The organism is Nonomuraea harbinensis (genome assembly GCF_019396385.1).
Lineage (GTDB): Bacteria > Actinomycetota > Actinomycetes > Streptosporangiales > Streptosporangiaceae > Nonomuraea > Nonomuraea ferruginea.
In genome coordinates, this window is record NZ_JAHKRN010000050.1 from 1 (window position 1) to 10,912 (window position 10,912).

Below are 10,912 nucleotides of genomic sequence, written 5' to 3' on the forward strand. Positions count from 1 at the left end.
CCTGGACTCGGCGGGTCAGCGCAGCGAGTCGACCGTCTCGGCGAGCCGGTCGAGCGCCCAGAGGAGGTCCTCCTCCGAGATGACGATCGGCGGCGCGAGCCGGATCGTCGACCCGTGCGTGTCCTTGGCCAGCACGCCGCGCGCCATCAGCGCCTCCGACACCTGGCGGCCGGTGGCGAGCGACGGGTCGATGTCGACGCCCGCCCACAGGCCGCGCCCGCGCACCGTCACCACGCCGTGGCCGACCAGCTCGCGCAGCCGCGCGTGCATGATCCCGCCCAGCTCGGCCGCCCTGACCTGGAACTCGCCGGTGCGGAGGATCTCCACGACCGCGCTGCCGACCGCGCAGGCGAGCGGGTTGCCGCCGAACGTGGACCCGTGCTGCCCCGGCTTGATCACGCCGAGCACGTCCTCGTCCGCGGCGATCGCCGACACCGGCACCACGCCGCCGCCGAGCGCCTTGCCCAGGACGTAGATGTCGGGCACGACGCCCTCGTGGTCGCAGGCGAAGGTCCTGCCGGTGCGGCCCAGGCCCGACTGGATCTCGTCGGCGATCATGAGCACGTTCTGCTCGGTGCAGATCTCCCGCACCTGGGTGAGGTAGCCGTCCGGTGGCACCAGCACCCCGGCCTCGCCCTGGATCGGCTCGACGAGCACCGCGACCGTGTCGTCGTCGATGGCCGAGCGGATCGCGTCGGCGGACCCGTACTTCACGATCGTGAAGCCCGGGGTGTAGGGGCCGTAGTCGTCGCGGGCGTCCGGGTCGGTGGAGAAGCTGACGATCGTGGTGGTGCGGCCGTGGAAGTTGTCCTCCATCACCACGATGTTGGCCTTGTCGCGCTCGACGCCCTTGACCAGGTAGCCCCACTTGCGGGCGACCTTGATCGCGGTCTCCACGGCCTCGGCGCCGGTGTTCATCGGCAGGATCATGTCCTTGCCGGTGAGGTCGGCCAGCCCGGCGCAGAACCGGGCGAACTGGTCGTGGTAGAAGGCCCGGCTGGTCAGGGTCAGGTTCCTCAGCTGCTCCTGGGCCGCCGCGAGGATCTTCTCGTTGCCGTGGCCGAAGTTGAGCGAGGAGTAGCCGGACAGGAAGTCGAGATAGCGCCTGCCCTCGACGTCGGTCACCCAGGCGCCGTGCGCCTCGTGGAGGACCACGGGCAGCGGATGGTAGTTGTGCGCGCTGCGGCGCTCGCTTACTTCGATCAGCTCCGCGCTGGTGGTCATGTCAGTTCTCCCCCCTGATCTCGAGTGTGCAGCACTTGGGGCCGCCACCCGCCTTGCGCAACTCCGACAGATCGACCGGAATCACCTCGTACCCACGTCGCTTCAGCTCTAGCTGGAGATCGCCCGCCTCTGCGTTGATCACCACGTTGACGCCGTCGCTGACCGCGTTGAGCCCGAGCACGGCGGCGTCGTCGGCGGTGGCGAGCACCGCGTCGGGGAACAGCCGGCGCAGCACCTCCCGGCTGCCTTCGGAGAACGCGCCGGGGTAGTAGGCGACGTTGCGGCCGTCGAGCGGGAACAGCGCCGTGTCGAGGTGGTAGAAACGCGGGTCCACCAGCCGCAGCGAGATCACCGGACGGCCCAGGAACTCCTGGGCCTCGTGGTGCGCGGCGACCCGGGTGCGGAACCCGGTGCCGGCCAGGACGATCTCGTCCATGGTGAGGAAGTCGCCCTCGCCCTCGTTCACGTGCTCCGGCTCCAGCGTGGGGTAGCCGCGCTCGGCGAACCAGCGCAGGTAGGCCGGCCCCTCGGCGGCCCGCTGCGGGAACGCGAAGCGGGCGCCGTACACGCGGCCGCCGACCACCAGCGCGCCGTTGGCCGCGAACACCATGTCGGGCAGGCCCTCGATCGGCTCGATCAGGCTCACCTCGTGCCCGAGGCTCTCGTACGCGGCTTTGAGGCCCTCCCACTGCCGGATCGCCACGGCGCGGTCGGCGCCCGCCGCGGGATCCATCCACGGATTGATCGCGTACTCGACCGCGAAGTGCTCCGGCGGGCACATGAGAAAGCGTCTGGGCATGCAGACTCCGTCGTCTTCGTCAGAGTGTTTCCCCATGTCAGGGGTCGAGCACAGCCTAAGAACGCCCCTCACGCGGCGGAAGAGGGCGGGATTGCGCGCGTGTGAAGTTCTGTTGCGAGTATCAGCCGGGGACGTGTGATCCGTTGCGCGCGTCCGGCAAGGTGGTGCCGGGAGGGCTGTCGACCAGCCTCGACAGCACGATCGCGCTCTTCGTCCGCACCACGAACGGCTCCGCGGCGATGCGCTCGATCACCCGCTCCACGTGGCGCACGTCCGTCGCCCTGATGTGCAGCAGCGCGTCGGCCTCGCCGGTGATCGTGGCCGCGCCCACCACCTCCGGATAGCGGGCCACGGCCAGCGCGATGTCGGACGGTTTCGTCTTGCCCTGGCAGAACAGCTCGACGTACGCCTCGGTGGTCCAGCCGAGCGCGGCCGGCGCGACCATGGCGCTGAAGCCGGTGATCGCGCCGCTCTCGCGCAGCCGGTCGACCCGCCGCTTGACCGCCGACGCGCTCAGGCCGACTTCCTGCCCGATCTCGGCGTAGGTCTGCCGGGCGTCCTCGACGAGCGCGGCGATGATGTCACGGTCCAGCCGATCCAGTTCCACGGGCTCTGTATATCGCCAACGTCGTGTGGCGCGCGACGATCGAACCGGGGCAAACTGGCCCCTTCGATGAGGCATGGCACGGGGAGTTGGCGAGTGATGAGCAGAGGGACGTTCCCTGATCGTTTCGTGTGGGGCGTGTCGACCTCCGCGTACCAGATCGAGGGCGCGAACGCGGAAGACGGCCGGGGGCCCTCCATCTGGGACGCGTTCTCCGACTCGCAGGCCGCCTGCGACCATTACCACCGCTACCCCGGCGACGTGCGGCTGATGAAGGATCTGGGCGTGGCCGCCTACCGGTTCTCGGTGAGCTGGCCGCGGGTCCTGCCCGAGGGCTCGGGCCGGGTGAACACGGCCGGGCTCGACTTCTACGAGCGGCTGGTCGACGAGCTCCTCTCGGCCGGCGTCACCCCGTACGCGACCCTCTACCACTGGGACCTGCCGCAGGCGCTGGAGGACCGGGGCGGCTGGCCGGAGCGCGACACCGCGCTCTGCTTCGCCGACTACGCCCGGGTCGTGCACGAGCGGCTGGGCGACCGGGTGCACACCTGGTTCACGCTGAACGAGCCGTGGGTGGCCGCGTTCCTCGGCTACGGCGCCGGGGTGCACGCGCCCGGCCGGAAGTCGGCCGCCGACGCCTTCCGCGCCGCCCACCACATGCTGCTCGGGCACGGGCTGGCCGCCTCGGCGCTGCGCTCGGCCGGCGCGGCCAGGGTCGGCGCGGTGCTCAACTTCGCGCCCGTGATGACCCCCGGCCAGGTCACCGACCCGGCCAGGGAGCTGTCGGAGGAGGACGCCGACGCGGTCGCCAGGATCGACGAGCTGGTGCACGGGCAGTTCCTGGAGCCGATGCTGCGCGGACGCTACCCCGAGCGGCTGCTGAACGTCGTGGAGTCCGCCGCCGGGCTCGGTCACGTCCGCGACGGCGACCTGGCCGTCATCGCCCAGCCGCTCGACCTGCTCGGCGTCAACTACTACGCGCCCAGCGTGGTGCGCGCCCAGCCGGGCGAGCCCGCCGACCCCGTCTACCCGGGCAGCGACGGCGTCCTGTTCTGCACGGTGCCGACCGCGGTGACCGCGATGGGCTGGCCGATCGTGCCCGGCGCGCTCACCGTGCTGCTGCGCCGCCTGTCCCGCGAGTACCCCGACCAGGAGCTGATGATCACCGAGAACGGGGCCGACTTCGTCGACACCGTGACCGCCGACGGCATCCACGACGTCGACCGCGTCAGCTTCGTCGAAGAGCACCTGCGGGCCCTGCTCGCCGCCCTCGACGAGGGCGCCAAGGTCCGCGGCTACCTGCTGTGGTCGCTGCTCGACTGCCTCGAATGGGCCGACGGCTACCAGCGCAAGTTCGGCATCGTGCACGTCGACTTCGCCACCCAGCGGCGCCGCCTGAAGGACAGCGCCCTGTGGTACCGCGACGTGGTGCGCCGCAACGGGCTCGGCGACGGCCGGCCCAAGCGGCCCACCCTGGAGACCGTCGCCGCCCGGGCCAAGGTCTCCAGGGCCACCGTGTCCCGCGTCGTCAACGGCGACGCCGCGGTCAGCCCCGAGGTCCGCGAGAACGTCCTGCGGGCCGTCAAGGAACTGGGCTACGTGCCCAACGCCGCCGCCCGCAGCCTCGCCACCCGCCGCACCGACACGGTCGCGCTCGTCCTGTCCATCCCGCGCCCCGACGACGCGCTCACCGCCGCCGTCGTCCAGTACGTGACCAGCGTCCTGGAAGGGGCGGGCAAGCAGATCACGCTCATGCTCGCCGACACCTCCGAGAGCCACCGGCGCATCGTCCGGCACGTCGAGGCCGGGCTGTCCGACGGGGTGGTGCTGCTCCCGACGGACGGGGCCGACCCGCTCGCCGAGCGGCTCGCCCGCACCGACGTGCCGCTCGTCCTGCTCGGCCGGCCGGCGATCAGCTCGCTCGTGCCGTACGTGGACGCCGACAACACGGGGGGCGCCGCCGCGGCCACCGAGCACCTGCTGCGGCAGGGGCGCAGGCACATCGGCCTCGTCTGCGGCCCCACCCACCTGGTCGCCGTCCAGGACCGCATGGCCGGGCACCGCGACACGCTCCAGCGGGCCGGACGGCTGCCGCACGTCGCGCTGGCCGGCGACACGGCGGAGTCCGGCGCGGCGGCCCTCACCCGGCTGCTGTCCGACGAGCGCCGCCTGGACGCCGTCCTCGCGACCTCCGACCACCTGGCGATCGGCGTGCTCAGGGCCGCGGCCGAGGCCGGGCGGCGGGTGCCGGACGACCTGGCGGTGGTGGGCTTCGGCGACATCGAGGCGGCCGCGTACACCACCCCCGCGCTGACCACCGTACGGACGCCCGCCTCCGACCAGGCCATGGCACTGGCCCGGCTGATGCTCTCCCGCCTGGAAGGCCGCCACGCCACCCCGGTGGTGCTCCCCGCCAGGCTGGTGACACGCTCCAGCGGCTGACCGGCACGGAGGGACGGTCCGGGAGGGCGTGGGGCGGTTAGCATCGAGGGACAGTGTCGTCCGGAGGGTCGTCTGGAGGCCCGATGCGCCTGTCACGCCGCCGTCCCACGCAGCCCGACGAGCCCGCGCAGGTCATCCGCGTCGCGCCCGCGGTCGCGTACGACGGAGACCTCTACCACCTGCCCGACTGGACGGCGCGCCGCGACGCCGAGCGCGAGCTGGGGCGGCGGCACGCCGCCGACGGCCAGATCGACACGCTCACCCTGCAGACCGGCAGCGTGCCCCGCTTCCACGAGCTGGAGGACGAGCGGCTCGGCGAGCTGGCCCGCATCGAGGACCTCACCGAGCGGGAGCTGCGGCAGGCGCGCGCCGCGCTCGAAGGGCAGAAGATCAGGCTCGCCGAGTCGCAGCGCGCCTTCGCCGCCGCCCGCGCGGCCCTCGACGACACCCGGCCGCGGGTCGCCGAGCTGGAGCAGCCCAGCCGCCGCCCCGGCGACGGCCGCCCCAGCTCGATCGCGATCTCCGGCAGCCGGTGGCCCGTCGTGCGCCGCTGGCTGCCCGCCGCGCTGCTGCTGCTCCTGCTGGTGATCGTCGAGGTGCCGATCCTCTACCAGGTGATCCTCGACTGGGGCGACAGCGTCGCGATGACCGCGCTGCTCGCCGCGGGCGCCGCCCTCATCATGCTGGTCGCGCCGCACATGTACGGGCGCGCGTTCCGGTCCTGGCAGGAGCACGGCGGCTCGGCCAAGGGGCGCTGGCTGCTGATCGGCGTGGCGCTGGTGTGGCTGGGCTTCATCGTGGCGGTGGCCGTGCTCCGGCGCGACGCGCTGGTCCGGCCGCTGGTCGTGGACGGGGAGGAGATCGGGCCCACCGCCGAGGGGGCCGGCACGCTGCCCACCATGGTGCTGCTGCTGGCCCTGCTGATCGCCACCGCCCTCATCGCCGCCGACCTGGGCCGGCGCATGCACAACCCGAACGACCGGACGCTGCGGGAGCTGCGCGCCAAGCTGGACGCCGAGTCCAGGGCGTTCGCGACCGCGCAGGGCGTCTACCAGCAGGACGCCGGATACGCCGAGAGCATCGCCCAGTACGTGGAGTCGGTCGACCGGCGGCTGGCCGGCCGGACCCGGCAGCTCGACCGCGGCTTCGACAGCCTGGCCACCGCCTACCTGGGCGGGGTGGTGGAAGGGTTACGGGACCCGGAGGCGGCGAGCTGGGCCGAACGGATCGTGGCCAGGCGCCGTGCGGCGCCCGGCCGGTGATCCCCTTAGTTGGTGGAGCCTTAGTTGGTGGAGAAGGTGAACCAGTTGACGTTCACGAAGTCGGCGGGCTGGCCGCTGCTGAACGTGAGGTAGACGGTGTGCGTCCCGGTCGTCGGCGTGATGTTGGCCGGGACCGTGCGCCAGCTCTGCCAGCCGCCGGTGTTCCCGATCGCGAAGTCGCCGATCGGCGGCGCCGTCGGGCTGCCCAGCCTGACCTGGACGAGCCCGCTCACACCGGCGCCCGCCCCGGAGGCGACCCTGGCCTTGAACTGCTGGGCCGCCGTCGAGCCGAACCGGACGTTGTCGAAGCGGAGCCAGTCGCCGTTGCGGATGGCGCCGACGTTCTGCCCGCCGCCGGAGTCCGTGGTGGTCTCCGTGATGGTGCCCGACTGGGCGCTGTAGCCCTCGGCCTGGATGGTGGAGCGCGCGTCGAACCCGTCACCCGGGGGGTCGGTCGGCGGGTCGGTCGGCTGGGTGCCGGTGCCGCTCTGCCACACGGCCACGTAGTCGACCAGCATCGGCCGGCCGGACACGGTCGCGGCGGTCGGCGTGCCGAAGCCCGCCACGCCGTTCGGGAAGGCGCCGCCCATGGCCACGTTCAGGAGGAGGAAGTAGCCGGCGTGACCGGTCATGTTGTTCCACGTGGTGGCGTCGAGCTGCGACTGGCTCACGCTGAAGAACTGCTGGCCGTCCACGTACCAGCGCAGCTGGTTGGGACTGACGCTGCGGTCCCACTCGAAGCGGTAGGTGTGGAAGGACGACTGGCAGGTGGAGCCGGGGCAGGCGCGGCTGCCGCCGATGCCCTGGGTCTCGTTGCACGGGCCGCCGGGGTTGACGCCGCAGTGGAGCACGGCCCAGACGGTGTTGAGGCCGTTGACGTTCTCCATGATGTCGAACTCGCCGATGGCCGGCCAGTTCCAGTAGTTGCCCCGGTAGGGGGAGCCGAGCGCCCAGAACGCGGGCCAGTAGCCGAGCGCGGCGTCGCCGGTGACGTTCGGCATCTGGATGCGGCCCTCGATGCGCAGGATGCGCCCGTCGGCGGGCTTGAAGTCGGAGCGCCGGGTCTCGATGCGGCCGGAGGTCCACTCGCCGTTCGAGCCGCGCAGCGGGGTGATGCGCAGGTTGCCGGAGCCGTCGAGGCTCAGGTTGGCGGGGTTGGACGTGTAGTTCTGGATCTCTCCGGTGCCCCAGTTGCCGGGGCCGCCGGGGTAGCCGTGGCCGGTGTCGATGATCCAGTTGCTGGACGAGGGCAGCGAGCCCGACGAGCCGTTGAAGTCGTCGGCCCAGACCAGCGACCAGCCGGACGGGGTGGCCGGGACGGAGGCGGCGGCGCTCGTGGCCACCTGGACGAGCAGGCCACCGACGGCGGCCAGCGCCACGGCGGCGGCCGCTATGCGGCGGCGCACCCTGGACGGTGGTGATGTCATCACTGCTCCTGGGGGGAAGGGAGGCGGAGTGAAGAGAGCGCTCTCACGCCGAACGAAAACACAGTTCCTTACCTGTTGTCAACAATCGTCACCGCAGGCGTTGCAGGAAGGTGAACAGTCCGGCATGCTGTGAGAGAGCGCTCTCCCTACAGGAGGTCGGCGGCCGTCGTGCCGGCCGCCTCGAACGCCTCTGCCCAGAACGCCTCCAGCAGCGGGAACCGGTCCGGGTTCGCCGTCCGCTCCCGCAGGAACCCGTGCACCGTCACCGCGTACCCGCCCATGGCGGGCAGCAGGCCGGCCCGCCGCAGTTCCTCGACCTTCCGCTTCCGCGCCGCTTCGCCCAGATCCAGGCGGTTGATGTTCAGCTCGCCGCGGTTGTTGCTCAGATCGCTGAACACGATGAGCCGGTGCTCCTTGTCCGGCTGCCGCCGCGCGGTCATCTGCTTCACCATGTACCGCAGCGCGCCCAGCACGTCCGAGCCCTCGCCCTCCGCTGGGCAGTCGAACAGCCGCACCGCCCTGGGCACCACCTCTTTGATCCGGTGCGTCCTCACCCGGTCCTCGACGACCGGGTTGTCGTTCGGGTTCTCGGCGCGGGTGGCGGCCACGGTGACCGGGTCCTCCCGGCACGAACTGCTCTCCGACGCGCCGGTGACGGCGGCGAACCCCACCCAGTCGCACCCCTGGGCGAACTCGGGCAGCTTCGAGGTCACGTCCTCACGGGACGTGGCGGGCTCCGCGTAGCTCGTGGAGTCCACCACCACCCCGCACACCGCCCCCGCGTCCGTCCCGCACCCCGCCACACCACCGGCCACCAGCGCCGCGACGCCGAGCACGGCCACCCCTCTGCTCCCTAACCCGGCCAACGCCGCTCCTCTCCGTCGCCGTCACGTGGTGTGCTGGGCGATGCGGCGCTCGGGTCGCCGAACGCCTCCCGCCATGGATAGGTCCGCCGCTGCCCTCTGGCACGGTCCTGTCCGGTTGGGGTGCTTGTCGCGGTGGTGTCTTGTGTGCGTGGGGTGTGTGGTTCGGCGGCGCGGTCGTGTGCCGTTGGAGTGCGTGTCTCGGTGGCGTGGTCCGGTCCGGGATGGACGTCGGTTTCGGCGTCCTGGTGTGGTTCGCGCGGGCCGTCGCCGGCTGGCTCGCCGACATCGCTGTCCGTACGAGGGGAGCCGGGCCCGGCGCTCGCCGGCCCGTCGGCGGAAGCCTCGGAGTCGTCCTCGTCATGCCCCGGATGCTCATCGTTCGCAGGCGAAGGCGTGAGGGCGTCGGTCTCGCGGGTCTCCACCGCCTCACCTGGTACGGACGCGGTCTCGTGCAGAGGATCCGGGGAGGGGTGGGCGGCTTGCGACGGTGACGGAGCCATGCCGGAGGTACCTGCCGGGGGATACGTGACCTCTGCAGGGGCCGTTGCCGTACGTAAGGAAGAGACGGCTTCTGGAAGAGACGTGGGGGATCGGTCCATCGTGGGCCGGGCGGCTGGCGGCGGAGATGTGGTGGCGGTTGGATCCAGCGCGGGGTGGGTGTTCTCAGGCGGGGAGACGGTGGAGGCCGTCTCGGGTCGGGCGGCTGGCGGCGGGGATGGGGTGGCGGTGGGGTCCACCGCGGGATGGGGCTCCGGCGAGGAGACAGCGGGGGCCGTCTCGGGTCGGGCGGCTCGCGGCGGAGGTGGGGTGGCGGTGGGATCCAGTGCGGGGTGGGTGGTCTCCAGCGGGGAGACGGCGAGGGCCGTTTCGGGTCGGGTGGCTTGGGATGTGGTGGCGGTGGGATCCGCCGGGAGATGAGTGGTCTCCGGAGGGGAGACGGTAGGGGGCGTTTCCGGTCGGGTGGTTTGGGGCGGGGATGTGGTGGGGGTCGGGTCCGCTGGGGGTTGGGTGGTCTCCCCCGGGGATGCGGTGGGGGTGGGGGCCTTGGTGGGTTCGGTGGCCTGCGGCTGAGATGTGGGAGCGGTGGAGTCCGTCAGGGAGTGGGGGGTTTTCGGAGGAGATGGGGTGGTGGGGGAGTGGTCTGCTTGAGGTTGGGGGACTGAGTCCGGTGGGGAGGTTCGAGCGGGGGGAGGCGGAGGGCTGAGGGTAGTTCGTGGGGGAGGACCTTGGTGTGCCAGTCCGCTACCCGGGCTTCCACCTCGTGGAGGATCCGGCCTAGCTCGTCGCGCCCCGAGATGCCGAGCCGGGTCTCGCCGGTGGGTTCCATGGCGATGACCTCGCCCTGCCAGAGCGGCGGGATCTCCTCCCGGCGCGGGTGGGTCTCCATGACGCCGCTCCGGTAGGCGGCGATGATCTGCTCGGCCCGCGCGTGCACGGCCTCCACCTCGTGGTCGTGCTCGACCAGGGCGTTCTCCCACTCCTGCGCGTACTGGCCGATGCGGGCGCCGGCGCGCTGCACGCTCTCCTGGCTCTCCCGCACCGCGTCCCGCCGCCGCGCCTCACCCCGCCTCCATCGGGCCTCGGCGATGGAGATGAACGCGTCCTCCTCGTAGGGAGCCGCCGGGCGCCCGCCGCGATCACCGTACGATCCCGCCGCACGTGCCCCTGAGCCACCGTACGGTCCTGCTGCGCGTGCCCCAGAGTCACCGTACGGTCCCGCGGAATAGGGGTCTGGCGGATCGCCGTACGGTCCCGGCGGGTCAGGTGGCGGATCGCCGTACGGTCCCGGCGGGTCAGGTGGCGGATCGCCGTACCGTCCCGCCGGTTCAGGTGAAGGCCTGGAATCTGGCGGATTGCCGTACGGTCCTGCGAAATCGGGTGAAGGCCTGGAACCTGGCGGATACGGATCAGCGGGTGGGCCGGGGTGGCCGTTGGGTGGGGGCTGGGGGAGGAGGTCGGTGCGGCTGAGTTCCAGGAGGATCGCTTCCCGGGCGGCCAGGGACTGGTCGAGTAACTCGCCGCGCCGGGCGGCCAGCCGGCGGCCGGCGTCGGCGATCTGCTCGCGGGCGCGGGCACGTACCTCGGCGACGAACGGGGGCCGGCTCTCGGGGTCGGTGAAGGTCGTCAGCGGGTGTCGCCGGGCGTCGCGCATGCCCTGCCGGCGCGCCTCCTCACGCTCGGCCAGCGGGTCGCCCCGCTTGAACAGCCGCGACAAGAACGCCATCCGGCTCCTCCGGCTCAGAGTCCCTGAGTCCCCAGCCTAAACGCTCCCCTCGCGGAAGCCGGGG

The 10,912-nt window shown here is 72.2% G+C and carries 8 protein-coding genes; 2 read left to right on the plus strand and 6 right to left on the minus strand.

Features of this window, described 5'->3' with window-relative positions; translation table 11 throughout:
- Positions 1-15: 15 nt before the first annotated feature.
- From rocD to KME79_RS35640, 3 genes are all read right to left on the minus strand, one after another.
- Complete coding sequence (rocD, locus tag KME79_RS35630; RefSeq protein ID WP_219549709.1) at positions 16-1,224, minus strand: ornithine--oxo-acid transaminase; 1,209 nt, start codon at positions 1,222-1,224, stop codon at positions 16-18.
- 1 nt (position 1,225) lies between these two features.
- The gene (ddaH, locus tag KME79_RS35635) at positions 1,226-2,023 is read right to left on the minus strand and encodes a dimethylargininase (RefSeq protein ID WP_219549710.1); all 798 of its coding nucleotides are present in this window, start codon (positions 2,021-2,023) and stop codon (positions 1,226-1,228) included.
- A gap of 121 nt (positions 2,024-2,144) precedes the next feature.
- Positions 2,145-2,630 (minus strand): Lrp/AsnC family transcriptional regulator, encoded by a 486-nt coding sequence (locus tag KME79_RS35640; RefSeq protein ID WP_148033390.1) that lies wholly within the window; start codon positions 2,628-2,630, stop codon positions 2,145-2,147.
- A gap of 96 nt (positions 2,631-2,726) precedes the next feature.
- Between KME79_RS35640 and KME79_RS47255 the strand changes: the two genes are divergently transcribed.
- Together KME79_RS47255 and KME79_RS35650 are read left to right on the plus strand one after the other, a co-directional pair.
- Complete coding sequence (locus KME79_RS47255) at positions 2,727-5,069, plus strand: GH1 family beta-glucosidase (RefSeq protein WP_219549711.1); 2,343 nt, start codon at positions 2,727-2,729, stop codon at positions 5,067-5,069.
- An 83-nt stretch (positions 5,070-5,152) separates the two neighbouring features.
- Complete coding sequence (locus KME79_RS35650) at positions 5,153-6,331, plus strand: hypothetical protein (RefSeq protein ID WP_219549712.1); 1,179 nt, start codon at positions 5,153-5,155, stop codon at positions 6,329-6,331.
- A gap of 20 nt (positions 6,332-6,351) precedes the next feature.
- On the opposite strand, the gene KME79_RS35655 is transcribed toward KME79_RS35650, so the two are convergent.
- From KME79_RS35655 to KME79_RS35665, 3 genes are all read right to left on the minus strand, one after another.
- Positions 6,352-7,758: a glycoside hydrolase family 16 protein gene (locus KME79_RS35655; protein ID WP_219549713.1), complete on the minus strand. Its 1,407-nt coding sequence runs from the start codon at positions 7,756-7,758 to the stop codon at positions 6,352-6,354.
- Between the two features lie 146 nt (positions 7,759-7,904).
- A complete protein-coding gene (locus KME79_RS35660) occupies positions 7,905-8,624 on the minus strand; it encodes a vWA domain-containing protein (RefSeq protein WP_219549714.1) in 720 nt (239 codons plus the stop codon).
- A gap of 1,093 nt (positions 8,625-9,717) precedes the next feature.
- Complete coding sequence (locus KME79_RS35665) at positions 9,718-10,848, minus strand: hypothetical protein (RefSeq protein ID WP_219549715.1); 1,131 nt, start codon at positions 10,846-10,848, stop codon at positions 9,718-9,720.
- Positions 10,849-10,912: the final 64 nt, after the last annotated feature.

Excerpts from the sequence above, each read along its gene's own strand:
- KME79_RS35655 (WP_219549713.1), bottom strand. The coding sequence starts at position 7,758 with ATGACATCACCACCGTCCAGGGTGCGCCGCCGCATAGCGGCCGCCGCC.
- rocD (WP_219549709.1), bottom strand. The coding sequence starts at position 1,224 with ATGACCACCAGCGCGGAGCTGATCGAAGTAAGCGAGCGCCGCAGCGCG.
- KME79_RS47255 (WP_219549711.1), top strand. The coding sequence starts at position 2,727 with ATGAGCAGAGGGACGTTCCCTGATCGTTTCGTGTGGGGCGTGTCGACC.
- KME79_RS35650 (WP_219549712.1), top strand. The coding sequence starts at position 5,153 with ATGCGCCTGTCACGCCGCCGTCCCACGCAGCCCGACGAGCCCGCGCAG.
- ddaH (WP_219549710.1), bottom strand. The coding sequence starts at position 2,023 with ATGCCCAGACGCTTTCTCATGTGCCCGCCGGAGCACTTCGCGGTCGAG.
- KME79_RS35665 (WP_219549715.1), bottom strand. The coding sequence starts at position 10,848 with ATGGCGTTCTTGTCGCGGCTGTTCAAGCGGGGCGACCCGCTGGCCGAG.